We start from the raw sequence: 25,175 nt of genomic DNA on the forward strand, positions 1-25,175 counted from the left end.
GACGAAAACCGGCCTCGCTTTGCGAAGCCGGTTTTTTTCATGTCCGCGTTTTTGCCGCGGTTCTTAACCTTCGTTAACCATATGGAAACCATACCCTAGGCAATATTTGCCCAGTCGGACCCGCGTGGGCCGAATCCCTGGGGGCCGTTGGTGCAAAGTCTGGTTGCTTTCCTGAGAGGTCTTGGTGCGGCCCGCCTCGCGGCCATGGTTGCGGTCACCGCGGCCCTGATCGGTTTCTTCGCGTTCGTCATCATGCGCGTCACCACGCCGCAGATGACCACCCTCTTCACCGACCTGTCGACCGAAGATTCCTCCGCCATTATCAAGGAGCTGGAGCGCCAGGCGATCCCGTTCGAGCTGCGCAATGACGGCGCCGCGATCATGGTGCCGAAGGACAAGGTGACGCGGCTTCGGATGAAGCTCGCCGAGGGCGGCATGCCGAAGGGCGGCGGTGTCGGCTACGAGATCTTCGACAAATCGGACGCCTTGGGCACCACGAGCTTCGTCCAGAACATCAATCATCTGCGCGCATTGGAAGGCGAGCTCGCCCGCACCATCCGTGCCATCGACCGCGTGCAGGCCGCGCGCGTCCACCTGGTGCTGCCGGAAAAGCCGCTGTTCTCGCGCGAGACGCCGGAGCCGTCTGCCTCGATCGTGCTCAGGGTGCGCGGCGCGCTGGAGCCGCAGCAGATCCGCGCCATCCGCCACGTCGTCGCCTCCGCGGTCAACGGGCTGAAGCCGCAGCGGGTCTCGATCGTCGACGAAGCCGGCCAGCTCTTGGCCGACGGCGCCCAGTCCGACGCCGACGCCGCGGTCGGCGACGAGCGCCGCGCCGCGTTCGAGAAGCGGATGCGCAAGCAGGTCGAGGACATTGTCTCCTCGGTGGTCGGCGCCGGGCGCGCCCGCGTCCAGCTCTCCGCCGACTTCGACTACAACAAGATCACCCAGACGTCGGACAAGTTCGATCCCGAGGGCCGGGTGCTGCGCTCGACCCAGACCCGCGAGGAATCGAGCCTCACCGCCGACAATTCCGGCCAGGTCACCGTCGCCAACGAGCTGCCGGGCAACCAGAACCAGGACAACGCCGCCCGCGCCCGCGACCAGAGCAAGAAGAGCGAGGAAACCAACAATTACGAGATTTCCCGCACCACCAAGACCGAGGTGACCGAGGCCGGTCGCGTCAACCGCATCTCGGTCGCGGTCCTGGTCGACGGCGCCTATTCCAAGAACGAAAAAGGCGAGATGGTCTACCAGGACCGCAGCAAGGAGCAGCTCGACCGCATCGCCGCTTTGGTCCGCTCCGCGATCGGCTTCGACCAGAAGCGTGGCGACCAGGTCGAGGTCGTCAACCTGCGCTTCGCCGAGCCGCCGGCCGCCCAGCCGATCGCCGAACCCACCGGCCTGCTCGGCATGCTGCAATTCACCAAGGATGACGTGATGTACGTCATCGAGCTCGGCGTCATGATGATGCTGGGCCTGGTCGTGCTGTTCATGGTGGTCCGCCCGCTGGTCAAGCGCATCGTGGCGGCCGACGCCATTCCGTCGCTGGCAGGCAGCGGCCTGCCGGCACTCGCCGAAGCCCATGCCGAGAGCGCCGGCGCGACAGGCCAGGCGCTGATCCCGAGCGGCAGCGGCGCGGCGCAATTGATCGACGTCGCCCAGATCCAGGGCCAGGTCCACGCCCAGGCCGTGCACCGGGTCGGCGAGCTCGCCGAGCGCAATCCGAACGAAACCGTCTCCATCGTCCGTCAATGGCTGAGCGAGCCGGTAGAGAACTGACATGGCCGCCGTACCCCAGACCACCAACGCCAACGATATCGCCACCGTCCTCTCGACGCTGGCGAACCGGCAGAGCGCGCGGCCCAAGGGCAAGCCGCTGCCCGGCCCGAAGCGCGCCGCGATCCTGATGCTCGCGCTCGGCGAGCAGTATGGCGGCAAGATCTGGTCGATGCTCGACGACGAGGAGGTCCGCGAGCTGTCGGTCCACATGTCGACGCTCGGCACCGTCGAGGCCGACGTGGTCGAGGATTTGATGCTGGAATTCGTCTCGCGGATGTCGGCATCGGGCGCGCTGATGGGCAATTTCGACGCCACCGAGCGGCTGCTGCAGCAATACCTGCCGGCCGAGCGCGTCTCCGGCATCATGGACGAGATCCGCGGCCCCGCCGGCCGCAACATGTGGGAGAAGCTCTCCAACGTGCAGGAAGAGGTGCTCGCCAACTATCTCAAGAACGAGTACCCGCAGACCATCGCCGTAGTGCTGTCGAAGCTCAAGCCGGAGCACGCCGCCCGCGTGCTCGCGATCCTGCCCGAGGACATCGCGCTCGACGTGGTCGGCCGCATGCTGCGGATGGAGGCGGTGCAGAAGGAAGTCATCGAGCGCGTCGAGCAGACGCTGCGCACCGAGTTCATGTCGAACCTGTCGCAGACCCGGCGCCGCGACGCCCATGAGGTGATGGCCGAGATCTTCAACAATTTCGACCGTCAGACCGAGACCCGCTTCATCACCTCGCTGGAGGAAGAGAACCGCGAATCCGCCGAGCGCATCAAGGCGCTGATGTTCACCTTCGACGACCTGATCAAGCTCGATTCCGCCTCGGCCCAGACGCTGATGCGCAACATCGACAAGGACAAGCTCGGCGTCGCGCTGAAGAGCGCCAATGAGGAGGTGCGCAGCTTCTTCCTCGGCAACATGTCCTCGCGCGCCGGCAAGATGCTGATGGACGACATGGCCGCGATGGGCCCGGTCAGGCTGCGCGACGTCGACGAGGCGCAGGCGCTGCTCGTCAACCTCGCCAAGGACCTCGCCGCCCGCGGCGAGATCACGCTGACCAAGAACCGCGCCGACGACGAGCTGGTGTACTGATGGCCGCACCTGCGAAATTCCTGTTCGACACCGACTTCTCGGCCCCCGACCGCGCCCGCGAGCGCGCGCCGACCCCGGCCGAGGTGGCCCAGAAGGTCGCCGACGCCGAGGCGCGGGCCTACCGCGCCGGCTACGAGGCGGCGCTGCGCGAGGCCAAGGTCGAGAGCGACCGCCGCATGGCGCAGGCGCTGGAGGAGATCGGCGCCGCGATCAAGGGCATCGCCGCGCGCTTTGCCGGCATCGAGACCCGGATGGAGACCGAGGCCGTCGACGTCGCGGTCGCGGTCGCCCGCAAGCTCTGCAATGAACTGGTGGCGCGCGAGCCGCTCGGCGAGATCACCGCGCTGGTCTCCGACTGCTTCTCGCATCTGGTCGCAACCCCGCATCTCGTGGTCCGCATCAACGACGCGCTCTACGAGGCGGCGCATCACAACATCGAGCAGATGGCGGCGCATTCCGGTTTCCAGGGCCGGCTGGTGATCCTGGCCGAGCCGACGATCGCGACCGGCGACTGCCGGATCGAATGGGCCGACGGCGGCGTGGTGCTGGAGCGCGCTGCGATCGAAGGCAAGATCAACGAACTCGTCGGGCGCTATCTGGCGTCCCGCGGCCAGACCGGCTGAAGGGCATTGAGGGCTGAACCATGAGCGACACCGACACCCAAGTCCCGCTTCCCGATCTCAACGCCGCCGACGCGCCCGGGATCGACGACATCGGCTACAACGAGGACGAAAATGCCGCGCGCATCGCCGCCGACCTCGAGGCCGTGTTCGACGTCCCGGTGCAGGTCTCGGCGGTGCTCGGCCGCTCCAAGATGGACGTCGGCGACCTGCTGAAGCTCGGGCCGGGCACCGTGCTCGAACTCGACCGCCGGGTCGGCGAGGCGATCGACATCTACGTCAACAACCGCCTGGTGGCGCGTGGCGAAGTGGTGCTGGTGGAAGACAAGCTCGGCGTGACCATGACCGAAATCATCAAGGCAGAACGCTCTTAAACGAATGCAACGGGAGCGCGCGGAACCTGCGCGACCAGACCAACAGGAGATCATCATGCGGCTTCTCATCGTTGGCACCCTGAAGGGCCAGCTCACGACCGCGACCAAGATCGCGATGGACAACGGCGCCTCGGTGACCCACGCCGAGGCCGCCGAACAGGCGATGAACGTCCTGCGCGGCGGCAAGGGCGCCGACCTGCTGCTGGTCGATGTCGGCCTCGACATCCGCGACCTGGTGATGCGGCTCGAGGCCGAGCACATCCACGTTCCGATCGTCGCCTGCGGCATCTCCAACGACGCCCGCGCCGCGGTCGCCGCGATCCATGCCGGCGCCAAGGAATACATCCCGCTGCCGCCCGACCCCGAGTTGATCGCAGCGGTGCTCGCCGCGGTCGCCAACGACGCCCGCGACCTGATCTGGCGCGACGAGGCGATGGGCCGGGTGATCAAGCTGGCGCAGCAGATCGCTGGCTCCGACGCCTCGGTGATGATCACCGGCGAGTCCGGCACCGGCAAGGAAGTGCTGGCGCGCTATGTCCATTCCCGCTCGGCCCGCGCCAAGCGGCCGTTCATCTCGATCAACTGCGCGGCGATCCCGGAGCACCTCCTGGAATCCGAACTGTTCGGCCATGAGAAGGGCGCCTTCACCGGCGCGGTGGCGCGCCGCATCGGCAAGTTCGAGGAAGCCACCGGCGGCACGCTGCTGCTCGACGAAATCTCCGAGATGGACGTGCGGCTCCAATCCAAGCTGCTGCGCGCGATCCAGGAGCGGGTGATCGACCGCGTCGGCGGCACTAGGCCGGTCCCGGTCGACATCCGCATCATCGCGACCTCGAACCGAAATCTGTCGGAGGCGGTGCGCGAGGGCACCTTCCGCGAGGACCTGCTGTTCCGCCTCAACGTCGTCAATCTGAAGATTCCGCCGCTGCGCGACCGTCCGGCCGACATCCTCGAACTGGCGCAGCACTTCGCCAAGAAATATGCCGAGGCCAACGGCCTGCCGGTCCGTCCGATCTCGACCGAGGCCCGCCGCGTCCTGACCGCGAACCGCTGGCAGGGCAACGTCCGCGAGCTCGAGAACACCATCCATCGCTCGGTCCTGATGGCGCAGGGCGACGAGATCGGCCCCGACGCGATCCTCACCCCCGACGGCGACCGCCTCGACCTTGCCAAGACCGCGCCCGCGGTGGCGCATGCGACGCTGGCCGCCGAGCAGGTCACCCGCGCGCTGGTCGGCCGCACCGTCGCCGATGTCGAGCGCGACCTGATCCTGGAAACGCTGAAGCACTGCCTCGGCAACCGCACCCATGCCGCCAACATCCTCGGCATCTCGATCCGCACGCTGCGCAACAAGCTGAACGAGTATGCCGACGGCGGCATCCCGATCACCCCGGCGGGCAACGGCGCGCCCGACTATCAGCGCATGGCCAACGCCGGCTGAGCAACGGAAGGCGGCGGAGCGATCCCGCCGCCTGCCCCACGTCACGAATAGTTCGGCGCGTCGGGCTTGCGAAAGATCCGGATCGGATCGCCCGGCGCGATGTCGCGGCCGGTGAACGTCACATAGGCATACAGCGCGAGATAGGCGACGGCGATCGCACCGACGAGATAGAACAGCCAGGTTCCCACGCGCTTCATCGAACCGTCATGCCTCCGAAATCTCGCGCGCTTTTAGAGCATGATCCGGAAAAGTGGAAACCGGTTTTCCGAAAAGATCGTGCTCAAACAATGAGATGAGAATCATGATGCGATTCCGTGGAAACGCATCATGATCCGATCTGCTGATCAAGGAAGCGCCCCGGCCAACATGCCGCGCCAAGCGCTTTGGCCGTTCCTCCCTTGAATCTTGGGAACAGTTGCCGTATTCAATCTCCTATTGCGCTTTTATATTTTGACAACTGGAGAGTGATATGGCCCTTTACGCGCAGACCAGCGGCACCCTGTCCACCAACTCCGGCACTTTCACGCCGATACAAGGCCTCAGCCTGACGATCCCGGAGGGCGTCGGCACCACCGCGATCGTTACGCTCAACGTTCCGAATCCCTACGCCACCGGCACCGATATCCCGGGCGGCATGTTCGGCGTCACCGTCAATGGCAAGGTCTCGCCTGTCGTCGCGAGCTTCACCTATAACGAAACCCCGTCGAGCTTTGGCCGCATCCCGACCACGCTCGTGGTCGGCATTGCGCTGGGCAATACGGCTCAGACCATCCAGGCCGTATGGGGTGGCGTTCGCGGCAGCACTGTGATCATCGACAGCCCGGCGTCACTGAGCGCGGTCTTCTAAAGGCCGATCCGGGCACGCAACGCGGGCTAGACGTCCCGGGCATGAACGTGACGCGACGGCAGGCTGACCTCGGCCAGCCTGGCTGCGTCTTCGTCATGGTCGATCGCGACGTATTCGCCGTGCCAGTAGGCCAATGCGGCGGTGCGCTCTGACGCGATCACGTCGAGCACGCGGCCGATGACGATCGCGTGCGAATGCCGCTCGACGATCTCCTCGACGTCGCAGTCGATCGCGGCCAGCGCCCCGACCAGCAGCGGCACGCCCGATGCGCGCGTCGTCCATTCGGCGCCGGTGAACCGCTCCGCGCCCTTCAGGCCGCCCTTGCCGGTGAAGCGCTCGGCGATCTCGAGCTGGTCCGCGGTCAGGATGTTGACGCCGAACGCGCCATGGCGCGCGATCAGGGGCCATGACGAGGCGGCGCGGTTGATGCTGACGATCAGCGACGGCGGCTCGACCGACAGCGACGACACCGAGGTCACCGTCATTCCCGAAATCTCCTTGCCCCGCCCGGCCGTGATGACGCTGACGCCGCCGGTGAGGTGGCGCATCGCGCCGCGGAAGTCGGCGGCCGCCACCGCCGATACGATCGAAGCATTGCGGACGAGGGAATTCATCGCGACCTCACAGAGTATCTTCGCTGCCTTCGAGCAGATGCTTCAAAATCTCGCCTTCCAGCGCGGCGAGCTCGGCCGAGCCGCGCCGGCGCGGTCGCGGCAGGTCGATCGTGACGTCCTGCGCGATGCGGCCATCCTCGATCACCAGCACGCGATCGGCGAGCGCAACCGCCTCGGCGACGTCATGGGTCACCAGGATCGCGGTGAAGCCCTGGTCGCGCCACACCCGCTCCAGCAATTGCTGCATCGAGATCCGCGTCAAAGCATCAAGTGCGCCGAGCGGCTCGTCGAACGCCAGCACGCGCGGCTGGCTGACCAGCGCCCGCGCCAGCGCCACGCGCTGCTTCTGGCCGCCCGACAGCACCGACGGCCACTGGGTGCGCTTGTCGCCAAGGCCGACCTCGACCAGCGCACGCTCGGCGCGCGCCTGCGCATCGGTTGAGGAGCGCTCGCGCCCCAGACCCACCTCGACATTGGACAGCACCCGCGCCCAGGGCAGCAGGCGCGGCTCCTGGAACATGACGCGGACATCCTGCGCCCGCGGCTCCTCGCCGAACGCAATGCTCCCCGCCGTCGGCGCGTCGAGCCCGGCGACCAGGCGCAGCAGCGTGCTCTTGCCGCAGCCGCTGCGGCCGACGATCGCGACGAACTGGCCGGAAGGGATATGCAGGTCGATGCCGCGCAGCACCTCATTGTCGCCGAACGATTTGCGCAAGCCGCGAATGGTCAGCGACAGGCCGCGGGCCGCGCTGTCCGATCCTCGCCGCAACTGCCGCGCCTGCACGACGATGTCGGCACGCTCGACCGGTTCGGCACCGGCGGACTGGAAACGAAGCGCTTCTTGCATGCTCATTCTCACTTCTTCTGGAAAGCTGGGTGCCACGACAGGGTCAGCCGCTCCAGCGCCCGCGAGGCGCTGTCGGCGAGCTTGCCGAGCAAGGCATAGATCAGGATCGAGAGCACGACCACGTCGATCAGCATGAACTCGCGCGCCTGCATCGCCATGTAGCCGAGGCCCGACGAGGCCGCGATGGTCTCGGCGACGATCAAGGTCAGCCACATGATGCCGAGCGCAAAGCGCAGGCCGACGAAGATCGAGGGCAGCGCGCCCGGGAAGATCACCCGGCGGAACAGCTCGCCGTCGGTCATGCCGTAGATGCGGCCCATCTCGATCAGCTGCGGATCGACCGTGCGGATGCCATGCAGCGTGTTGAGATAGATCGGGAAGAACACGCCGAGCGCCACCAGAAAGAGCTTTGCCGTTTCGTCGATGCCGAACCACAGGATGACGAGCGGAATCAGCGCCAGATGCGGAATGTTGCGCACCATCTGCAGCGTGGTGTCGGTGAGCTTGGCCGACAGCTGCGACAGGCCGTTGGCCAGGCCGAACACGAAGCCGATGCCGCCGCCGATCACAAAGCCGATCGAGGCGCGCCAGAAGCTGACCCAGATGTTGCGGATCAGTTCACCCGACAGCAACAGCTTCCAGCCGGCGAGTGCGACGTCGGTCGGCGCCGGCAGCACCCGCGACGGCACGTAGCCGGTGACGCAGGCAAGCTGCCAGATCAGGACGATCGCCAGCGGCACGATCCAGGGGATCAGGCCGTCGACCTTGGGCAATTTGGGTGCGCCGACGCGCGGTAAACTGTCGATCAAGCTCATGATTGCGATGCCTGTTTCTGCGGCCGATATTCATTGCCGATGGTCTCGCCGAACGGCCCGGTGTTGACCCGGATCGGCGTCACATTGTTGCCGTGCCCGAGCGACAGCAGCGGGAACACCAATTCGGCGAAGCGATAGGCTTCCTCGAGATGCGGGTAGCCCGACATGATGAAAGTATCGACGCCGATGTCCTGATACTCCTTGATCCGTGCCGCGACGGTCTCGGGATCGCCGACCAGCGCGGTGCCGGCGCCGCCGCGCACCAGACCGACGCCGGCCCACAGGTTCGGGCTGATCTCGAGCTGGTCGCGCCGGCCGCCATGCAGCTGCGCCATGCGCTGCTGGCCGACCGAGTCCATCCGCGAAAAGATCTTCTGCGCGGCGGCGACGGTGTCGTCGGTGACGTACTGGATCAGCTCGTCGGCCGCTTTCCAGGCCTCGGCATTGGTCTCGCGCACGATCACATGCAGACGGATGCCGAACGACAGCTTGCGGCCGCGCTGCGCGGCCACGGCTTTCACCTTGGCGATCTTCTCGGCGACCTGCGCCGGCGGCTCGCCCCATGTCAGGTATTTGTCGACGGTGTCGACTGCGACGTCGATGCCGGCATCCGACGAGCCGCCGAAATACAGCGGCGGCCGGGGCGATTGCACCGGGTTGAACAGTAGGCGGCCGTCCTCGATCCTGATGTGCTTGCCCTCGACATTGACCGTCTTGCCGGCGAGCAGATCGCTGTAGACATTGAGGAACTCGCGGGTCACCGCGTAGCGCTCGTCGTGGTCGAGGAAGATCCCGTCGCCCTTGTTCTCGACCGGATCGCCGCCGGTAACGACGTTGATCAACAGGCGGCCGTTCGACAGCCGGTCGAGCGTCGCGGTCATGCGCGCGGCAACGCTCGGCGATTGCAGGCCGGGCCGCACCGCCACGAGATAGCGCAGGCGCTCGGTCCAGGGCGCGACGGCCGAGGCCACTACCCAGGAGTCCTCGCAGCTGCGGCCGGTCGGCAGCAGCACGCCGTAATAGCCGAGCTGGTCGGCGGCCTGCGCGATCTGACGCAGATAGTTGAAGCTCACCTCGCGGCCGCCGATCGACGTGCCGAGATAGCGGCTGTCGCCGTGGGTCGGCAGGAACCAGAGGATGTTGGCGTTGGTTGCGGTGCTCACGTGCCCGGCCTCCATGCGACGTCGGAAATCTTGATTTGTTTCGGGATCAGGCCGAGCGCGAAGAACGTGTCGGCGACCTGCTGCTGATCGGCGATCACGTTATCGGTGAGCGGCTTGATGCCGTAAGCCTGCCGCTTCAGCGCGACCTCGACCACCGGCACCGACAGGCCGATGCTGGGCGCGAGCTGCTCGGCGACGGCGTGGATGTCGCCCTTGGCCCAGTCGTCGACCTCGCTGAGTTGCGCCAGCACCAGCTCGACGATCTTCGGATCGGCCTGCAGGAACTTCTTCGAGGCGAAATAGAACTGATAGTTGGCGACGACACCGGTGCCGTCGGCGACGGTGCGCGCGCCGGTCGCAGCCTCGGCCGCGGCCTGGAACGGATCCCAGATCACCCAGGCATCGACCGCGCCGCGCTCGAACGCCGCGCGTGCGTCGGCGGGCGCCAGGAACACCGGCTCGATCTCGGAATATTTGACGCCGGCCTTCTCCAGCGCCTTCACCAGCAGATAGTGGACGTTGGAGCCCTTGTTCAGCGCGATCTTCTTGCCCCTGAGGTCGGTGACCGACTTGATCGGGCTGTCCTTCGGCACCAGGATCGCCTCGCCTTTCGGCGCCGGCGGCTCATAGGCGACATATTGCAGCGGCGCGCCGGCAGCCTGCGCGAAGATCGGCGGCGCTTCGCCGGTGTTGCCGAAATCGATCGCGCCGACATTGAGCGCTTCAAGCAGCGGCGGCCCGGACGGAAACTCGGTCCAGACCACGGAGTAACCGACCGATTTCAGCTTCTGCTCGAGCGAGCCCTTGCTCTTGAGCAGCACCAGCTTGCCATATTTCTGGAAACCGATGCGGACCACCTTGTCCTGGCCATAGGTGGCGCCGACGCTCGCAGCGACGATGCTGACCGACAGCACCGCGCGGGCGACCCAGCGTCGAAACAAACGCGTCATGGGAATATCCTCTGCATTGAATGGACCAAGGAACTGAGCAAGGAATTGAGCAAGGCGCGCGATCAGGTCTGGGTGTTGCGCCAGACGATGTCGCGGATCGCGATCTGCTTCGGAATCAGGCCCAGCTTGAAGAAGCGGTCGGCGACGCCCTGTTGGGTCGCGACGATATCGTCGGTGATGGGCCCGACCGAGAAGCCCGCCCGCCGCGCCGCGATGGTCTGGATATCGAGCGGCACGCCGGTGACGGCGGCGAGCGATTGCGCGACCTCGTCGGGATGCGCCTCGGCCCATGCCGCCGTCGACGTCGTGACGTCGACGATCTGCTGCAACAGCGCGCCGTGCTTGTTCGCGAAGTCGCGGTTGGCGATGTAGAACGAGTTGGTCTTGGTGATGTCGCGGGTCTTCACCAGAATGCGGCCGTTCTGCTTGGTCTCCGCGATCGCGAAATACGGATCCCAGATCGCCCAGGCATCGATGCCGCCATTGGCAAAGGCCGGCCCCGCATCCGGCGGCGTCAGATAGACCGGGGTGATGTCATCGTAAGTGAGCCCCGCCTTCTCCAAGGTCTGGATCACGACGTTATGGGCGCTGGATCCCTTGGTGAAGCCGACACGCTTGCCCTTGAGACCGGCGATATCCTTAATTGCCGAATTTTGCGGCACCAGGATGCCCGAGCCGTTGATGATCGGCTGCGCGGCGGCATAGACGATGGCCGCACCGGCGGCCTGCGCGAAGATCGGCGGGGAATCGCCGACCGCGCCGTAATCGACGCTGCCGACATTCATCGCTTCCATCATCGGCGGGCCCGAGGAGAACTCGACCCATTTCACGCTGACGCCCTGCGGCTTGAAATGTTTTTCCAAGGCTTCGCGCTGGCGCGTGATGACCAGCACGCCGTTCTTCTGGTAGCCGATACGAATTTCCTTCGCGTCGGCCTGTGCCTGCGCGCCTCGTGACAGCGCAGCGGCGGCGGCTGTGACCAGCGACAGTTGAAGGAACTCACGACGCTTCATTCCAAGACTCTCCTGACGATCAAGCGCGCATTCGCGCTGCACGATCATGCGAAGTCAGGATGATGGGGGGCGCGAATGAAGCTGTCGAGCACCGCACAAAAATAGCGATGCCTGCACTTCGATGCAGGCATCGCGCGTGTCGTTTCTTTTAAGGCGCAGAGCGCGTGTAGCGAATTATTTTCCTCACGGAAACGCGAGGTCGCTGCACATCAATTGATCAGCCGGCAGCGGCGGCTTTTGGACCGACATTGACGGCGAGTTTACCGTAGCGGTCGGTGAACGCCTGGGTGTCGATCTCCTCGAGCTGGATCGAGCCGTCGAGCACGCCCTTCTTCCAGGCATCGTGCTCGGGATCGTGCTGGAACTCCGGCATCACTTCCTTGCCGAACAGCTCGAGCGACTCGCAGATGTGCTCATGCGTGTTCTTGCCGGCCTGGTTGAGCAGGATCACCTGGTCGATATGCGAGGCGCGGAAGCGGCGCAATTTCTTGCGCAAGGTTTCCGGCGAGCCGATCAGCCCGCCGCGCAGCGCGGCCTCCTGCGCCTCCGGATTGTCGCGCTTCCACTTGTTGTACTCGTCCCACATGTTGACGGTGCCGGGCGCCGGCCGCTGCCGGTTCTGGGCCTGACCGTAATAGCGCAGCGCGAACTGGAAGAAGGTCGCGCCGTCGGCACGCTTGCGTGCTTCCTCGTCGGTCTTCGCGCACATGAAGAATGAGACCAGCGCCATGTTCGGATTGATCTCGTAGTCGGCGAGCTTCTTCAGCCGCTTGGTGATCGCGTTGTAATAGGCGTGCACCCAGGCATGCGCCGCCTCGGCGCTGACGAACTGGAAGCCGAGCGCGCCGAATCCGTTCTGCCCGGCGCGTTCGATGGTCGTCAATTGCGAGCAGGCCATCCAGAGCGGCGGATGCGGCTTCTGCACCGGCTTCGGCACCACATTGCGCAAGGGGATGTCGAAATACTTGCCGTGATGCTCGGTGCCGACCTTGGTGAACATCGGGAAGATCGCTGCGACAGCCTCCTCGAACACCTCGCGCTTGGTCTCCATGTCGCGGCCGAACGGCGTCAGCTCGGTGATCGAGGCGCTCTCGCCCATGCCGAACTCGCAGCGGCCGTTGCTGAGCAGGTCGAGCACCGCGACCCGCTCGGCGACGCGCGCGGGATGATTTGTCGTGAGCTGGAAGATGCCGTGGCCGAGCCGGATGTTCTTGGTGCGCTGGCTGGCAGCGGCGAGGAAGGATTCCGGCGCCGGCGAGTGCGAATATTCCTCGAGGAAATGATGCTCCACGACCCAGGCGTAGTCGTAAGCCAGCCGGTCGGCGGTCTCCAATTGGGTCAGCGCGTTCTGGTAGAGCCTGAGCTCGTCGCCATCGTTCCAGGGACGCGGCAGTTGCAGCTCGTAGAAGATGCCGAATTTCATGGCGTCACTCCCAAGGTCCGTCCCCGACCGTTTGTTGTTTTCGGCAGTCTAGTGTCGCGGCGACCCAAGTCTAGCCTCGGGGACGAAACCCCAATTCCGCGCAGCGGAAGCACGCTTGATTGGAACGCGCGAATGGTTAGCTTGTGCTGGCCTGAGTCGCGGCGTTATTGATTGCGCGCTCATCCCTCCGAAAGCTCATGACCACCTTTACGCCGCACCAGGATTCCGCGCTGAAAGCGGTCGCCGATTGGCTGAAAGCCAAGCCGGGCAAGAACGGCACGCCGCCGGTGTTTCGCCTGTTCGGCTATGCCGGAACCGGCAAGACCACCCTTGCCCAGCACATCGCCGAAGGCGTCGACGGCGAGGTGAAGTTCGCGGCCTTCACCGGCAAGGCGGCGCTTGTCATGCGCAACAAGGGCTGCGACGGCGCCTCGACGATCCACTCGCTGATCTACCGCGCCCGCGAGTCCGGCGTCGAGCAGCCGAGCTTCGAGCTCTGGGACGATGCGCCGGCGTCGAAGGCCAAGCTGATCGTGATCGACGAATGCTCGATGGTCGACGCCGAACTCGGCCGCGACCTGATGTCGTTCGACTGCCCGCTGCTGGTGCTCGGCGATCCCGCACAGCTGCCGCCGATCCAGGGCGGCGGCTTCTTCACCGACGCCGAGCCGGACGCGATGCTGACCGAGGTGCATCGCCAGGCGCAGGACGATCCGATCGTGCGGATGTCGATGGATATCCGCGAGGGCCGCGAGCTCGAGATCGGCCGCCATGGCGAGAGCGAAGTGGTGTCGCGCAAGGAGCTCGATCCGGATCGCGTGATGAGCGCCGACCAGGTGTTGGTCGGCCGCAACAACACCCGCCGCGCCTACAACATGCGGGTGCGGCAGCGGCTGAACCTCGAAGATCCGCTGCCGGTCGCCGGCGACAAGCTGGTCTGCTTGCGCAACAACCGCAAGAAGGGCCTATTCAACGGCGGGCTGTGGCGGGTCAAGGCGCGCGCGCAGTCGAAATCCAGGATCATCACCATGCGCGTGATGCCGGACGAGGATTTCGGCCACAAGGTCACCAAGGTCTCGGTGCGCGGCGAATGCTTCGACGGCGGCGTCGAGGGCGTGCCGTGGGAGCAGCGCAAGCCGTACGACGAGTTCGACTACGGCTATGTGCTGACCGTGCACAAGTCGCAAGGCTCGCAATGGGACGACGTCGTGCTGTTCGACGAGAGCTTTGCGTTCCAGGATTCGCGCGCAAGGTGGCTGTACACGGGGATCACGCGGGCGGCGAAGCGGCTCAGCGTCGTGGTATAACGTGCCACGCACTTTACCCGTCATCCTGAGGAGCCGCGAAGCGGCGTCTCGAAGGATGCACGGCCCGGCTACTGGCCGTTCATCCTTCGAGGCTCGCCCAGCGGCGCAATTGCGCCGCAAGGCTCGCACCTCAGGATGACGGGACGCACGCCATCTACCCCTTGAACCACCACCATTTCCCTCACGAAACCGTGTGGCCGGTCCCGTAACAAATCGCCCCCTTGCCCGTATTTTGAGACGTCGGAGCAGCCCGGCCTGATTTGCCAATGCCGGCTCCCGCTCTAGACTGGCCCCAATTGCGATCCCACGAGGAACCCATGTCCAAGAGCTCCCTCAGCCGCCTTTCGCTTTGCGCCGCCGCGATCGGCGCGCTGGCCGTCACAGCTTTTGCCGTCGCGCCCTCGCTTGCTGCCGAGGACGCCGTGATCATCCCGCCGCCGGTCGCGAGCGCGCCGGAAACCGGCATCAAGACCGCGGTGCTCGCCGGCGGCTGCTTCTGGGGTGTGCAGGGCGTGTTCCAGCACACCGCCGGTGTCGTCAGCGCGGTGTCGGGCTACTCCGGCGGCAGCAAGGCGAATGCCGATTATGAGAAGGTCTCGACCGGCACCACCGGCCACGCCGAATCCGTCGAGATCAAGTACGACCCGCAGAAGATCTCCTACGGCAAGATCCTGCAGATCTTCTTCTCGGTGGTGCACGACCCGACCCAGTTGAACCGCCAGGGCCCGGATTCCGGCACGCAGTATCGCTCGGCGATCTTCACCACCAGCGACGAGCAGAAGAAGGTGGCGGACGCCTATATCGCCCAGCTCAACGCCGCCAAGGTCTACAAGAGGCCGATCGTCACCAAGGTCGGCGCGCTGGAGGCGTTCTATCCGGCGGAGGGCTACCATCAGGACTACCTGACGCTGCACCCGAGCCAGCCCTATATTGCGTATAACGACATCCCGAAGGTCGAGAACCTGAAGAAGATCTTCGCGGAGAACTACATCGAGAAGCCGACGCTGGTGGGCAGCAGCAAGGTCACCAACTGAGGCGATAGTCATCGTCATTGCGAGGAGCCAACGGGTCCGGCCTTGGCCGGCCCGATGATAAACTCCGCGAACGAAGCAATCCATCGTGCGTCCCCCACACTGGATTGCTTCGCTTCGCTCGCAATGACGACAAACAGGGAGTTTCCATGTCCGATACCAAAACCGACGGCAAGGTCCGCAAGAGCGAGGCCGAGTGGCGCAAGGAATTGACGCCGATGCAGTATGCCGTGCTGCGCGAGAAGGCGACCGAGCGGCCCTTCACCGGCGAATATGAGCATGATCCGCGCAAGGGCACCTATGTCTGCGTCGGCTGCGGACAGACGCTGTTCGAGTCCGACCAGAAGTTCGATTCCGGATGCGGCTGGCCGAGCTTCTCCAAGCCCGCGGTCGAGAGCCATGTCGACGAGGAGCGCGACATGAGCCACGGCATGATCCGCACCGAGGTGCTGTGCTCGAAATGCGACGGCCATCTCGGCCACGTCTTCAACGACGGTCCCGGCCCGACCGGCCTGCGCTACTGCATCAATTCGGCGGCGCTGAAGCTCAACGAAGCGAAGTAACCGCAGCGATCAACGCCCCGCGCGACCAGATCCGGTCCCGCGGGGCTTTGTTTCGGCGGGCGGCGCAACTACATCTTTGAGGATCGGCCGGAGGCCTTAACGACTCGCGGGCCGGAATGTGCTTTGATCCGGAATCGCGGGGCCGTAGGCGTCTCGCCGTGCGGCTGCCGCCTGTTCTGAGGAGGGCGCCATGTCGCTTGGACTGATCCTCATCATCCTGCTGCTGATTATCCTGCTGGGCGGCTATAGCGGCCGGATCCGCGGCTATGGCTATGGCCTCGGCCACTCCGGAATGGGGCTTTTCGGGGTGATTTTGATCGTGGTCGCGATCCTGGCCTGGCTCGACAAGATCTGAGAGCCGTAACACATTGAAATAGAAGGGCTTATTCGATCGGACCCCGTGCTATGCGCGGATTCAGCATGTGCCCTGTCGAGGGCGCTTCTGGGGTCGCATTTTTGTCAAAGAGGCCTATATTAGGGATCGAAATGACATGTACGGCGCGTCGCCAAGGTTAGGCCGCCGTCCCCCAAATCCCTTACGCCACGCCAACTGACAAGAACACAAGAGGTCGTCGACCATGCGTCCCCTGCGTCCGTTCAACTACAACACGTCCGCCGAACTGTTCCCTGCCGCGATCCGCAAGAAGAAGCGGGCGGGCTTCGCCTACCGCCGTTTCGGCACTGCTGCCGAGGCCGTGCAGTTCGCGATGGAGCAGCTGCCGGCGGATTCGCTGAACGGCGCCTATCTGCAGGTCGAGGAAGCCCGTTTCGACCAGAATGGCATCCGCTCGCTCTATGAAAGCGAAGCCTTCCCGCTGCCGCGCCGTCCGCGCCCGGCTGCCAGCCAGACCGACGCCGACGCCGCATAAGATTTCTGCTCCTCGCTTAACGAAAAGCCCTCGGACCGATCCGGGGGCTTTTGTTTTTGGGATTAGAGCCTGATCCGGAAAAGTGTGAAGCGGTTTTCCGAAAAGATCATGCTCAGAGAACGAGCGATCTAAAGCATCGCGGTATTGTGGCGCAAAGCCACAAGAGGCGCTTGCGGCAACTTCCGATGTCTCACTTCCTGAAGGGACTCGGAATAATTGCGCGACTCCGATATGCCGTAAGGCATGCTAAGTATTCTAATTCAAGCATCCGCGACGGCTGGCCCTGTGGCTCTCACGATTATGGGGGTTTGGGTGTCAATTAGACCGCCAGCTTCCGGCACTCGCGCTCAATGGATTTGGGTAGCCGCTTTTCTAATTATCGGATTCAGCACCGCTGCAGCTCTCTTCTGGGAATTGAGAGGCACCGACGCAACTCTCGACAAGATCGCAGGGCATCTAGAGTTAGAAAGCGGCCCCAGACTTGAATTCGCTGGCATAAAGTATGACGAAAAGTCGGAGATTGCATCGATACAATTTTCCAATACCAGAGATATTGACGCCGTCTCTGTTTTTATTTCGGGGGGGATCGTAGTCACAGAAAATGATCTTTTGGACATCCAGACAGCCCTAACAGCTGAGCGGTCCGACGCCATAAAAAACTCAACTCTCCATAAAGGAGCAACGCCTGTTTCCAGAGGAATGGGCATTACTTTATCAAATTTGCGGATATCCAAGGAGGATGTCGCCGCGATATCCAATGGCACTAAGCGAGGATACCTGTTGGCCTTGGCGATATATGTTGGGGGAAATACTCCTGCTCAGAAGCTTTGGGCCACGAAGATTTGTGCGGTTATCACGAAGCCTATGGATACTTTCGAGCCGTGTCCGGGAATCCCGACGGGATATTTTTATTCAGACAAAGAGCTGACAGAGGTTCCGAAGCCTTAAATCTCCTCCAACACCACCTGTTCAAGCTCGCGCCGTAATACCGCGTCATCGCGCTTTAAAGTCGCGGCTGCTTGTCCAGCCAGCGCCGCAGCATCCGCACATTGCGGATATTGGCGCGGAACATGACGTCGAAGGCGTCGCCGGCCACCGGCACCATGCCGATCACGCCGTCAACCGCGACATTGGCGAGCATCCGCGCGGTGATGTGCCAGGGCGCACCGAGCAGCCGCGCCTCGCGCACCAGCCACAGCGAGATCGCGGTCGTGATGATATCGCCGACCACCGGGATCAGGCCGATCAGCCCGTCGATGCCGTAGCGGACATTGGTGCCCGGCACCACGAAGGCGACGTCGAGCAGCCTTGCGATCATCTCAAGCCGCTTGAGCCGCTCCTCGCGGGTCAGATTGCCGAACGGATTGGCGCTGGAATTGCGGAAGTCGAAGCGGAAGCCGTCCTGAAAGCCTTGAAACTGCGAACCTCGGAACTGCGGATGCAGCGGGCCATCGCCGAGCTCGCGCCCGTCCTGATCGATCACCTTGCCGCGCGCCTGCGCCCCGCCGAAGGGCGGCCGCGATCGGGTGGCGTGGGGCGTGAAGATGTCGTCCTCGGGCATGGCCATCACATGGTAACGCAGGCAAGCGGTTCAAGTTGCGTCACATTACCACTGAGTCACGTTACCACTCAGTCACGTTGCAGGCCGGTTACCTAATACACGCCCTTGTTCATGGTCCTCAGCCGCTGCGCAAGCGTCCTCATCACCTTCAAGGCAAAATGCGGCGTCTGGCCGACGAGGAAGAGAAACTGCTTTTCCGAGACCGGGACCAGTTCGACATCGGTGAGCGCTGTCGCGGTCGCGCTCCTCGGCTCGTTGTCGATCAACGCCATTTCGCCGAAGATCGTGTCGGGCGCGAGGTCCGCCATGGTCTTGTTGCCGACCTGGATGCGCACATAGCCGCTCTTGATCACAAACAGCTCGTTGGCCTGCTCACCTTCGCGAAAAATCACGCCGCCGGCGCGCACCAGCCGCGTTTCGATATCGTTGCCTGTCAGAAGGCTGAAGCTTGCGTCTGCCACTTTAAATTCCCTTTCTCCGAACCGGGACGCAGACGTCCCTGTTGTCTGCGGCTCCGGCTAGAATAAATGCGCGAACACGAAGTAGAGCGTGCCCGAGATCAGCATCGCGACCGGCAAGGTCAGCACCCAGGCCATCGCGATGTTGCGGATGGTCGACCATTGCAGGCCGGAGCCGTTCGCGGTCATGGTGCCTGCGATGCCCGACGACAGCACATGCGTCGTCGACACCGGCAGGCCGTAGCCGTCCGCCGCGGCGATGGTCGCAGCCGCGGTGATCTCGGCGCAGGCGCCCTGCGCGTAGGTCAGATGGGTCTTGCCGATCTTCTCGCCGACTGTCACGACGATGCGTTTCCAGCCGACCATGGTGCCGAGGCCGAGCGCGATGGCGACCGCGATCTTCACCCAGGACGGAATGAATTTAGTGGCGGAATCCAGCGAGCCCTTGTAGCGATTGAGCGTCGCGACATCGGCATCGCTCAGCCCGTGGTCGCTGCTCTTCATCAGGAGGCGCAACGCCTCCGACACCAGATACATGTCGTTGCGCGTGTTGCCGACGGTCTCGGCCGGGAATTTCGCCAGCGACCCGTACTGCACGACCTGGTCGCGGATCTCGCTGACCAGAACGGCGAGGGAGGGATAGGTCTCGTCGGTGAGCTGCCGGAGCGTGATGTAGTTCGTCACCGCCGGACGCGGATTGCCCGCGATCTTTCGATCGGCGCCTCTGTCCTCGATCACCTTGCTCGCCGCCGCCGAGTTCGCGGTGAACGCCTCGATCTGGCTGGCAGGCATCGCGCGGTTGAGCGCATAGGCCGTCGGCACCACGCCGATCAGGATCAGCATGATGAGGCCCATGCCCTTTTGGCCGTCGTTCGATCCGTGAAAGAAACTGACCAAAGTGCAGGTCAGGATCAGGATGCCGCGGATCCACCACGGTGGCGGCTGATCGCCCTTCGGCTCGCCGAACAGCTTTGGCGTCGCGCGCAGCAGCACGCTCTTAAGGCCAAAGAGCAGGATCGCGGCCAGCATGAATCCGAACAGCGGCGACAGCAGCAGTGCCTTGCCGGTATTGACCGCCTGCGACCAATCCACGCCTGACGTCCCTTCCCTGCCGTGCATCAGGGCGTTCGCGATGCCCACGCCCATGATCGATCCGATCAGGGTGTGCGAGCTCGAGGCGGGCAGTCCGAAATACCAGGTGCCGACGTTCCAGATGATCGCGGCGATCAGCAGCGCGAACACCATGGCGAAGCCGGCGCTGCTGCCGACCTGGAGGATCAATTCGACCGGCAGCAGGGAGACGATGCCGAACGCGACGGCGCCGCTGGAAAGCAGGACGCCGATCAGATTGAACAAGCCCGACCAGACCACGGCGATGTGAGCCGGCATCGAGCGCGTGTAGATCACGGTCGCGACAGCGTTGGCGGTGTCGTGGAAGCCGTTGACGAATTCGAAGCCGAGCGAGATCAACAGCGCAACGAACAGCAGCAGAAACGCCGCATAGGAGGTCTTGCCCGCGCCGGTCGACCCGACATCGGCGTAGATGCTGTAGGCCACGAACAGCAGCGCGGCGCCGATAACGCCCAGATAGATGATGCCGGTAAGCGGATGAAAGCCCTTCTCGAGATCAGGCCCGCCACGCCGCGCAGGCTCGATCGAACCAGGTAACGCCAAATCGCTCATGTAAATGCCCTCATAGCCGCGGGAGGACAAAAGCGGCCATGTGACATTGGGACTACGTTTACATGACGCCCATGTGACAGTTACGTGAAGGATAGCACAGCCGCGCGCGGCCAGCACCTAATGCGTTGATAGGATTGCTGTAACTGGCGCTAATGCTGCGATGCCGGCTCAGCCGGCGCATGCAGCTCTTCGGCATATTTGTGCGCCAGCCAGGACGTGATCACGCCCGGGATGAAGCCGACCATCCCGTACAGGATGAACTGCACCGCGCCGCTCTCGGAGCCGTGCGAGGCGTAGGTCAGCGCCGCGCCGACGAACGCCACCGCGCCGACCAGCAGCATCCGCACCGTCGGCGCGATCCGCCGCACATGCATCAGGATGTCGTCGATCGCGCCAAACATCAGCGACGGCACGATGCCGAACAGATAGTTGTATTGCAGCGACTTCACGAACACGACGAGCAGCTTCGTCACCTCGCCGCCATTGGTCTCGGTCCAGTAGCCGGACTGATAGGTGGTCATCAGCAGCAGCAGGAAGCCGCCGATGAACGGCCCGATGGCTGCGAAGATCAGATAGCGTTTCATGGCGTGCCCTTGCCCGACGTCGGCCAAGTGTAACGCAGCCACGCGATGGTTCTAGGGAAAATAGAATGCGCCCGGCAAATGTTGGCGAGTCGGCGCGTCGATGCGCTGCAACAATCCGCCGCCTATGTCGCTGCGATACGGAAGCGCCCGGACGAAGCCGGGCGATGACGTCGTGCAGCGAGGTGAGGGCGAGGGGCTTTACTCACCCCACGCCGCGAACGCGTCGTTGAACGCCCGCTCGCCGGGGGCGCCCTTTTCGATGGCGATGATGGCGCGGCGCTGGTTGGTGTAGACCAGCGGCACGTCGAACCAGGAGCGCTCCTTCAGGAGCTGCAGATTGCGCGAGCGGTCGGCGTCGACGTTGGAGAGGCCGACCAGGAAGAAGCCGTCGGTGACCTTGACCGCGAGGCCGGCCAGCGGCGTGCCGCGCGCCTGCTCGTTGGACTTCATCAGGATGCCCGGCACGTTGCCGACGCCGCCATTGGCGAAGTCCTGCGGCAGGATGAAGGTCAGTTCCGCGGTATGGCTCGCCGGCAGCGATGAATCGGTGTTGCGGCGGAACGACATCGTCATCTTGAACTTGCGATCGGGGATGTCGATGTCGGCGCGCACGGCGATGTCGGGCTTCTGGTTGCCCGAGCCCTTGACCTGCTCGGTGCGCCAGACCACCGAGCCGACATATTGCTTGCCCTTCGGATCCGACGGGTCCTCGTCATAGAGCACGACGCGCTGCGCCACTGGCGCGACCGGCTCGCCCGACGACGACGGCTGGCCGACGCGGTCGGTGATCTTCTTGCTCGCGGGCGCCGTCGAAGCATCCTTCGGCGCCTCGACCGGAGAAGAGGACGTGAACAGGCTGCTGGCCAGAGTGGTGAGCTGCTGCCGCATCAGGATGCCGGTACCGACCAGGATCAGCAGGATGCCGATCACGATCGCGGTCTTGAACGGGAACATCGAGCCGACGCGCGGCTTCTTCGGCTCGCGCTCGGCATTGCTGACGCGCGAGCGCTGCGGCGGCGCCCCCGGCGGCTGCGGCGTGTAGCGCTCGGCCTCTTCGATCGACTCGTCGTAGGAATATGGCGCCTCGGGATCGCCGCCGCGGTTTTCCAGGCTCGGCTCGAGCCGGTCGAATTCCGGCGAGGGCGATGGCACGTTGGCGTAGGTCTTGCGCGCGTTGCGGCTGGCTTGCGCCGCAGCACGGCCGAGATCGTCGGCATCGGCGGTGATGTCGCGGAAGCCGCGAACGCCCGGTGCGGCCGGCGGCGGCGCGCCTTCCGGACCGCGGCGCGGCGGACCCGGCGGCCGGGCCTGCGGCGCCTGGGTCTCGGGAGCGGGCGGGTTTTGCGGCCGCGGCGGGGCCGGCGGCGCTGCATCGGGGCGCAGATTGCGCGGCGGACGAGGCTCGGCCGGTGGCCGCGCACGCGCGGCAGGGTCGGCGGAACCGGCCTCGGGCCGTGCACCTGGCTCCGGCGGCCTGGCGTTGGCGCGGCTGCTACGGGCAGCACCGCCGCCGCCCGGGCGCGAGGCGTCGCGGGCGCGCTGCGCGGCCTCGGACTCGACCTTGCGAACCGCCTCCTCCAGCGACAGCCGTTCCCGGGTGATCTCGGATTCGGAGAGCGGCGGCTGCACGCCGCGGAGCTGCTGGATCAACGCCGTTCGCGCCCGCGCATACAGCGCGCGGCGGGCTTCGCCGGGGGCGTTGGGGTCCAATCCGGCGATGGCGCGGGCGATCAGCGGGTAGTAGTCAGCCATTTCCACACAATTGGAGGGATATAGGTAATATCCCGTTAAGCCTCGAACGGATTCTGTACCAGAATAGTATCTTCACGTTCCGGGCTGGTGGACAGCAGGGCGATCGGGCACCCCACCAGCTCCTCGACCCGGCGGACATATTTGATGGCCTGGGCCGGCAGGTCCGCCCAGGACCGCGCATTGGCGGTCGGCTGCTTCCAGCCCTCGATGATCTCATAGACCGGCTCGACCCGGGCCTGCGCGCCCTCGCCCGCCGGCAGATGGTCGATTTCCTTGCCGTCGAGCTTGTAGCCGATGCAGACCTTGATGCTGTCGAAGCCGTCGAGAATGTCGAGCTTGGTCAGCGCCAGCCCGGCAATTCCGCAGGTGCGGACGGTCTGCCGCACCAGCATGGCGTCGAACCAGCCGACCCGGCGCTTGCGCCCGGTGTTGACGCCGAATTCCTTGCCGCGGCGGCCGATTTCCTCGCCGATCTCGTCATGCAGCTCGGTCGGGAACGGACCCTGGCCGACGCGGGTGGTGTAGGCCTTGCAGATGCCCAGCACATAGCCGACCGCACCCGGGCCGAGGCCGGTGCCGGTCGCGGCCTGCCCCGCCACGGTGTTGGACGACGTCACATAGGGATAGGTGCCGTGGTCGACGTCGAGCAGCGCGCCCTGCGCGCCCTCGAACAGGATGCGCTTGCCTGCGCGGCGCTCGAGGTCGAGCAGCCTCCATACCGTCTCGGCATAGGGCAGCAGCTTCGGCGCCATCGCCGTCAGCTCGGTGAGAATGCCCTTGCCGTCGATCTCCTCCAGATTGAGGCCGCGGCGCAGCGCGTTGTGGTGCGCCAGCAGGCGTTCGATCTTGTGCGGCAGGGTGTCGAGGTCGGCGAGGTCCATCAGGCGGATGGCGCGGCGGCCGACCTTGTCCTCATAGGCCGGGCCGATGCCGCGGCGGGTGGTGCCGATCGACGTGATGGCGTTGGAGGATTCGCGCAGCGAATCCAGCTCGCGATGCAGCGGCAGGATCAGCGTGACGTTCTCGGCGATGCGCAGATTGTCCGGTCCGACCGCAACCCCCTGCCCCTTGAGCTTGGCGACCTCGTCGAGGAACGCCTGCGGATCGAACACCACGCCATTGCCGATCACCGCGAGCTTGTTCGGGCGCAGCACGCCGGAGGGCAGCAGCGCCAGCTTGTAGGTCTCGCCATTGATCACCAGCGTATGGCCGGCATTGTGGCCGCCCTGGAAGCGCACGACGATGTCGGCCTGTTCCGACAGCCAGTCGACGATCTTGCCCTTCCCTTCGTCACCCCATTGGGCGCCGACGACGACAACATTGGCCATTGCGAAGATGTTCCCTTCAGGTGTTTCAGAGACCATGATCGCGGCGAAAACGCGTCCGCCCACAGCGATCATGCATTGGTATGTCCAGCCCCAATCGCGGCGCCGGACCGCGCGCACGCAAGGCGCCTACCGGATAACGGAAGCGGCTCGGCTGCGCAAGCAAGAAGGGGGTCGTTTACGCCTTTTAGACGAGCTACAACCCTTTGATATCCCCTGAAAATTCCATGCGGCCCCTGACGGAACCGGGCTGGCGACAATTTAATGTTGGCGCGGCCCGAAGCTGGTCGTACGGCCGATTGATCGCCGGGCCCGTTGCGGCGATCATTCAGCCCGATCAACCGGCAGGATCCATGCCCAATTCGACACCAGCGACGATGGCACTGCGCAAGCTCGGCATTGCCTTCAAGCTCCACACCTATGTCTACGATTCCAGCGCCGAGAGCATCGGCCTGCAGGCGGCCGAGGCGCTCGGCGTCGAACCGAGCCGCATGCTCAAGACGCTGATGGCGGAAGTCGACGGCAAGCCGGTCTGCGCCGTGGTGCCGTCCGACCGCGAGGTCAGCATGAAGAAGCTTGCCGCGGCCCTCGGCGGCAAGTCGGCCAGGATGATGCGCCCGGCCGATGCCGAGCGGCTGACCGGCTACCATGTCGGCGGCATCAGCCCGTTCGGCCAGAAGAGGAAGGTGCCGACCGCGATCGACGAGACCGCGCTCACCCACGTCACCGTGTTCGTCAATGGCGGCCAGCGCGGCCTGCAGATCGAGATCGATCCGAACGACGCCGCGCTTGCCGCCGGCGCCTCCATGAAGGCGCTGGTGGCGATGCAGGACTGACCCGAAGTCCGATGATCGCGATCAATGCGAGGATTTGTCGCGGGAAAACTCCGCGCCGACGAAGTCGGACAGGCCGGTCAGTTCCTCTGCCGAAATATCGTTGACGTTGAGCCTGAGCTGCATGATCGCGAGGTCGAGCAGATGTGCGGCAAAGCCTGCGCCGGCCGCCGTCACGATGCTGCGTTGCTCGATCAAGACAGCGATGACGTCTCGCAGACTGCGCACTTGCACTT

Annotated in this window: 28 protein-coding genes; 13 read left to right on the plus strand and 15 right to left on the minus strand. The window is 64.8% G+C overall.

The window, feature by feature from the left end:
• Window positions 1-150 precede the first annotated feature (150 nt).
• From fliF to flbD, 5 genes are read left to right on the plus strand one after another with little or no spacing between them, the layout of a single operon-like run.
• Window positions 151-1,779, plus strand: a complete 1,629-nt coding sequence (gene fliF, locus ACVMB0_RS01965) for a flagellar basal-body MS-ring/collar protein FliF (protein WP_456752462.1) — start codon at window positions 151-153, stop codon at window positions 1,777-1,779.
• Window position 1,780: 1 nt separating this feature from the next.
• Window positions 1,781-2,866, plus strand: coding sequence for a flagellar motor switch protein FliG (fliG, locus tag ACVMB0_RS01970; RefSeq protein WP_456752461.1), 1,086 nt, complete (start codon window positions 1,781-1,783; stop codon window positions 2,864-2,866).
• Window positions 2,866-3,489 carry a FliH/SctL family protein gene (locus ACVMB0_RS01975; protein ID WP_456752460.1) on the plus strand — a complete coding sequence of 208 codons (624 nt, stop codon included), beginning with the start codon at window positions 2,866-2,868 and terminating at the stop codon, window positions 3,487-3,489. The genes fliG and ACVMB0_RS01975 overlap by 1 nt, the downstream gene beginning before the upstream one ends.
• Window positions 3,490-3,509: 20 nt before the next feature.
• Window positions 3,510-3,860 carry a flagellar motor switch protein FliN gene (fliN, locus tag ACVMB0_RS01980; protein WP_050631817.1) on the plus strand — a complete coding sequence of 117 codons (351 nt, stop codon included), beginning with the start codon at window positions 3,510-3,512 and terminating at the stop codon, window positions 3,858-3,860.
• A 55-nt stretch (window positions 3,861-3,915) separates the two neighbouring features.
• Complete coding sequence (gene flbD, locus ACVMB0_RS01985) at window positions 3,916-5,301, plus strand: sigma-54-dependent transcriptional regulator FlbD (RefSeq protein ID WP_456752459.1); 1,386 nt, start codon at window positions 3,916-3,918, stop codon at window positions 5,299-5,301.
• Window positions 5,302-5,342: 41 nt separating this feature from the next.
• On the opposite strand, the gene ACVMB0_RS01990 is transcribed toward flbD, so the two are convergent.
• Window positions 5,343-5,498: a hypothetical protein gene (locus ACVMB0_RS01990; protein ID WP_461345148.1), complete on the minus strand. Its 156-nt coding sequence runs from the start codon at window positions 5,496-5,498 to the stop codon at window positions 5,343-5,345.
• A gap of 272 nt (window positions 5,499-5,770) precedes the next feature.
• Here ACVMB0_RS01990 and ACVMB0_RS01995 point away from each other — a divergent pair, with 272 nt between their 5' ends.
• On the plus strand, window positions 5,771-6,148 hold the full coding sequence (locus tag ACVMB0_RS01995) for a hypothetical protein (RefSeq protein WP_461345149.1): 378 nt from the start codon (window positions 5,771-5,773) through the stop codon (window positions 6,146-6,148).
• A gap of 26 nt (window positions 6,149-6,174) precedes the next feature.
• On the opposite strand, the gene ACVMB0_RS02000 is transcribed toward ACVMB0_RS01995, so the two are convergent.
• The 7 genes from ACVMB0_RS02000 to ACVMB0_RS02030 form a co-directional block, all read right to left on the minus strand.
• Window positions 6,175-6,762, minus strand: coding sequence for a flavin reductase family protein (locus tag ACVMB0_RS02000; RefSeq protein WP_461345150.1), 588 nt, complete (start codon window positions 6,760-6,762; stop codon window positions 6,175-6,177).
• A gap of 7 nt (window positions 6,763-6,769) precedes the next feature.
• On the minus strand, window positions 6,770-7,609 hold the full coding sequence (locus tag ACVMB0_RS02005) for an ATP-binding cassette domain-containing protein (protein ID WP_461349578.1): 840 nt from the start codon (window positions 7,607-7,609) through the stop codon (window positions 6,770-6,772).
• A gap of 8 nt (window positions 7,610-7,617) precedes the next feature.
• Entirely contained in the window at window positions 7,618-8,424 is an 807-nt protein-coding gene (locus ACVMB0_RS02010) for an ABC transporter permease subunit (protein ID WP_461345151.1), read from the minus strand.
• A complete protein-coding gene (ssuD, locus tag ACVMB0_RS02015) occupies window positions 8,421-9,602 on the minus strand; it encodes an FMNH2-dependent alkanesulfonate monooxygenase (protein ID WP_461345152.1) in 1,182 nt (393 codons plus the stop codon). Before ssuD ends, ACVMB0_RS02010 begins: the two co-directional genes overlap by 4 nt.
• Window positions 9,584-10,537, minus strand: a complete 954-nt coding sequence (locus ACVMB0_RS02020) for a sulfonate ABC transporter substrate-binding protein (RefSeq protein ID WP_461345153.1) — start codon at window positions 10,535-10,537, stop codon at window positions 9,584-9,586. Before ACVMB0_RS02020 ends, ssuD begins: the two co-directional genes overlap by 19 nt.
• Before the next feature lie 62 nt (window positions 10,538-10,599).
• Entirely contained in the window at window positions 10,600-11,550 is a 951-nt protein-coding gene (locus tag ACVMB0_RS02025; protein WP_461345154.1) for a sulfonate ABC transporter substrate-binding protein, read from the minus strand.
• Window positions 11,551-11,767: 217 nt separating this feature from the next.
• Complete coding sequence (locus ACVMB0_RS02030) at window positions 11,768-12,973, minus strand: LLM class flavin-dependent oxidoreductase (protein ID WP_461345155.1); 1,206 nt, start codon at window positions 12,971-12,973, stop codon at window positions 11,768-11,770.
• A 197-nt stretch (window positions 12,974-13,170) separates the two neighbouring features.
• On the opposite strand from ACVMB0_RS02030, the gene ACVMB0_RS02035 reads away from it, so the two are divergent.
• The 6 genes from ACVMB0_RS02035 (at window position 13,171) to ACVMB0_RS02060 (ending at window position 17,691) form a co-directional block, all read left to right on the plus strand.
• Window positions 13,171-14,280 carry an ATP-dependent DNA helicase gene (locus tag ACVMB0_RS02035; RefSeq protein ID WP_456752450.1) on the plus strand — a complete coding sequence of 370 codons (1,110 nt, stop codon included), beginning with the start codon at window positions 13,171-13,173 and terminating at the stop codon, window positions 14,278-14,280.
• A gap of 317 nt (window positions 14,281-14,597) precedes the next feature.
• Complete coding sequence (gene msrA / locus ACVMB0_RS02040) at window positions 14,598-15,314, plus strand: peptide-methionine (S)-S-oxide reductase MsrA (protein ID WP_456752449.1); 717 nt, start codon at window positions 14,598-14,600, stop codon at window positions 15,312-15,314.
• A gap of 146 nt (window positions 15,315-15,460) precedes the next feature.
• On the plus strand, window positions 15,461-15,874 hold the full coding sequence (gene msrB / locus ACVMB0_RS02045; RefSeq protein ID WP_461345156.1) for a peptide-methionine (R)-S-oxide reductase MsrB: 414 nt from the start codon (window positions 15,461-15,463) through the stop codon (window positions 15,872-15,874).
• A 190-nt stretch (window positions 15,875-16,064) separates the two neighbouring features.
• Window positions 16,065-16,229, plus strand: a complete 165-nt coding sequence (locus ACVMB0_RS02050) for a DUF3309 family protein (RefSeq protein WP_016844323.1) — start codon at window positions 16,065-16,067, stop codon at window positions 16,227-16,229.
• Window positions 16,230-16,452: 223 nt separating this feature from the next.
• Window positions 16,453-16,743 carry a hypothetical protein gene (locus ACVMB0_RS02055; protein ID WP_016844322.1) on the plus strand — a complete coding sequence of 97 codons (291 nt, stop codon included), beginning with the start codon at window positions 16,453-16,455 and terminating at the stop codon, window positions 16,741-16,743.
• Between the two features lie 285 nt (window positions 16,744-17,028).
• Window positions 17,029-17,691, plus strand: a complete 663-nt coding sequence (locus ACVMB0_RS02060) for a hypothetical protein (RefSeq protein WP_461345157.1) — start codon at window positions 17,029-17,031, stop codon at window positions 17,689-17,691.
• A 55-nt stretch (window positions 17,692-17,746) separates the two neighbouring features.
• Here ACVMB0_RS02060 and ACVMB0_RS02065 read toward each other — a convergent pair whose 3' ends face one another.
• The 6 genes from ACVMB0_RS02065 to ACVMB0_RS02090 form a co-directional block, all read right to left on the minus strand.
• Entirely contained in the window at window positions 17,747-18,310 is a 564-nt protein-coding gene (locus tag ACVMB0_RS02065; protein ID WP_456752447.1) for a DUF4112 domain-containing protein, read from the minus strand.
• Window positions 18,311-18,396: 86 nt separating this feature from the next.
• Window positions 18,397-18,765, minus strand: coding sequence for a Crp/Fnr family transcriptional regulator (locus ACVMB0_RS02070; protein ID WP_456752446.1), 369 nt, complete (start codon window positions 18,763-18,765; stop codon window positions 18,397-18,399).
• 57 nt (window positions 18,766-18,822) lie between these two features.
• Window positions 18,823-20,445, minus strand: a complete 1,623-nt coding sequence (locus ACVMB0_RS02075) for an inorganic phosphate transporter (protein ID WP_461345158.1) — start codon at window positions 20,443-20,445, stop codon at window positions 18,823-18,825.
• Between the two features lie 149 nt (window positions 20,446-20,594).
• On the minus strand, window positions 20,595-21,029 hold the full coding sequence (locus tag ACVMB0_RS02080) for a DUF5413 family protein (protein WP_461345159.1): 435 nt from the start codon (window positions 21,027-21,029) through the stop codon (window positions 20,595-20,597).
• A 198-nt stretch (window positions 21,030-21,227) separates the two neighbouring features.
• Window positions 21,228-22,781: a hypothetical protein gene (locus ACVMB0_RS02085; RefSeq protein ID WP_461345160.1), complete on the minus strand. Its 1,554-nt coding sequence runs from the start codon at window positions 22,779-22,781 to the stop codon at window positions 21,228-21,230.
• Window positions 22,782-22,816: 35 nt separating this feature from the next.
• Window positions 22,817-24,109 carry an adenylosuccinate synthase gene (locus ACVMB0_RS02090; protein ID WP_461345161.1) on the minus strand — a complete coding sequence of 431 codons (1,293 nt, stop codon included), beginning with the start codon at window positions 24,107-24,109 and terminating at the stop codon, window positions 22,817-22,819.
• Between the two features lie 350 nt (window positions 24,110-24,459).
• Here ACVMB0_RS02090 and ybaK point away from each other — a divergent pair, with 350 nt between their 5' ends.
• Window positions 24,460-24,942 (plus strand): Cys-tRNA(Pro) deacylase, encoded by a 483-nt coding sequence (gene ybaK, locus ACVMB0_RS02095; RefSeq protein ID WP_461345162.1) that lies wholly within the window; start codon window positions 24,460-24,462, stop codon window positions 24,940-24,942.
• A gap of 21 nt (window positions 24,943-24,963) precedes the next feature.
• Here ybaK and ACVMB0_RS02100 read toward each other — a convergent pair whose 3' ends face one another.
• Entirely contained in the window at window positions 24,964-25,167 is a 204-nt protein-coding gene (locus tag ACVMB0_RS02100) for a hypothetical protein (RefSeq protein WP_456797325.1), read from the minus strand.
• Window positions 25,168-25,175: the final 8 nt, after the last annotated feature.

This window comes from Bradyrhizobium sp. USDA 4451 (assembly GCF_054822585.1).

Excerpts from the sequence above, each read along its gene's own strand:
- fliG (WP_456752461.1), top strand. The coding sequence starts at position 1,781 with ATGGCCGCCGTACCCCAGACCACCAACGCCAACGATATCGCCACCGTC.
- ACVMB0_RS01975 (WP_456752460.1), top strand. The coding sequence starts at position 2,866 with ATGGCCGCACCTGCGAAATTCCTGTTCGACACCGACTTCTCGGCCCCC.
- fliN (WP_050631817.1), top strand. The coding sequence starts at position 3,510 with ATGAGCGACACCGACACCCAAGTCCCGCTTCCCGATCTCAACGCCGCC.
- flbD (WP_456752459.1), top strand. The coding sequence starts at position 3,916 with ATGCGGCTTCTCATCGTTGGCACCCTGAAGGGCCAGCTCACGACCGCG.
- ACVMB0_RS01990 (WP_461345148.1), bottom strand. The coding sequence starts at position 5,498 with ATGAAGCGCGTGGGAACCTGGCTGTTCTATCTCGTCGGTGCGATCGCC.
- ACVMB0_RS01995 (WP_461345149.1), top strand. The coding sequence starts at position 5,771 with ATGGCCCTTTACGCGCAGACCAGCGGCACCCTGTCCACCAACTCCGGC.
- ACVMB0_RS02000 (WP_461345150.1), bottom strand. The coding sequence starts at position 6,762 with ATGAATTCCCTCGTCCGCAATGCTTCGATCGTATCGGCGGTGGCGGCC.
- ACVMB0_RS02005 (WP_461349578.1), bottom strand. The coding sequence starts at position 7,609 with ATGCAAGAAGCGCTTCGTTTCCAGTCCGCCGGTGCCGAACCGGTCGAG.
- ACVMB0_RS02010 (WP_461345151.1), bottom strand. The coding sequence starts at position 8,424 with ATGAGCTTGATCGACAGTTTACCGCGCGTCGGCGCACCCAAATTGCCC.
- ssuD (WP_461345152.1), bottom strand. The coding sequence starts at position 9,602 with ATGGAGGCCGGGCACGTGAGCACCGCAACCAACGCCAACATCCTCTGG.
- ACVMB0_RS02020 (WP_461345153.1), bottom strand. The coding sequence starts at position 10,537 with ATGACGCGTTTGTTTCGACGCTGGGTCGCCCGCGCGGTGCTGTCGGTC.
- ACVMB0_RS02025 (WP_461345154.1), bottom strand. The coding sequence starts at position 11,550 with ATGAAGCGTCGTGAGTTCCTTCAACTGTCGCTGGTCACAGCCGCCGCC.
- ACVMB0_RS02030 (WP_461345155.1), bottom strand. The coding sequence starts at position 12,973 with ATGAAATTCGGCATCTTCTACGAGCTGCAACTGCCGCGTCCCTGGAAC.
- ACVMB0_RS02035 (WP_456752450.1), top strand. The coding sequence starts at position 13,171 with ATGACCACCTTTACGCCGCACCAGGATTCCGCGCTGAAAGCGGTCGCC.
- msrA (WP_456752449.1), top strand. The coding sequence starts at position 14,598 with ATGTCCAAGAGCTCCCTCAGCCGCCTTTCGCTTTGCGCCGCCGCGATC.
- msrB (WP_461345156.1), top strand. The coding sequence starts at position 15,461 with ATGTCCGATACCAAAACCGACGGCAAGGTCCGCAAGAGCGAGGCCGAG.
- ACVMB0_RS02050 (WP_016844323.1), top strand. The coding sequence starts at position 16,065 with ATGTCGCTTGGACTGATCCTCATCATCCTGCTGCTGATTATCCTGCTG.
- ACVMB0_RS02055 (WP_016844322.1), top strand. The coding sequence starts at position 16,453 with ATGCGTCCCCTGCGTCCGTTCAACTACAACACGTCCGCCGAACTGTTC.
- ACVMB0_RS02065 (WP_456752447.1), bottom strand. The coding sequence starts at position 18,310 with ATGGCCATGCCCGAGGACGACATCTTCACGCCCCACGCCACCCGATCG.
- ACVMB0_RS02075 (WP_461345158.1), bottom strand. The coding sequence starts at position 20,445 with ATGAGCGATTTGGCGTTACCTGGTTCGATCGAGCCTGCGCGGCGTGGC.
- ACVMB0_RS02080 (WP_461345159.1), bottom strand. The coding sequence starts at position 21,029 with ATGAAACGCTATCTGATCTTCGCAGCCATCGGGCCGTTCATCGGCGGC.
- ACVMB0_RS02085 (WP_461345160.1), bottom strand. The coding sequence starts at position 22,781 with ATGGCTGACTACTACCCGCTGATCGCCCGCGCCATCGCCGGATTGGAC.
- ACVMB0_RS02090 (WP_461345161.1), bottom strand. The coding sequence starts at position 24,109 with ATGGCCAATGTTGTCGTCGTCGGCGCCCAATGGGGTGACGAAGGGAAG.
- ybaK (WP_461345162.1), top strand. The coding sequence starts at position 24,460 with ATGCCCAATTCGACACCAGCGACGATGGCACTGCGCAAGCTCGGCATT.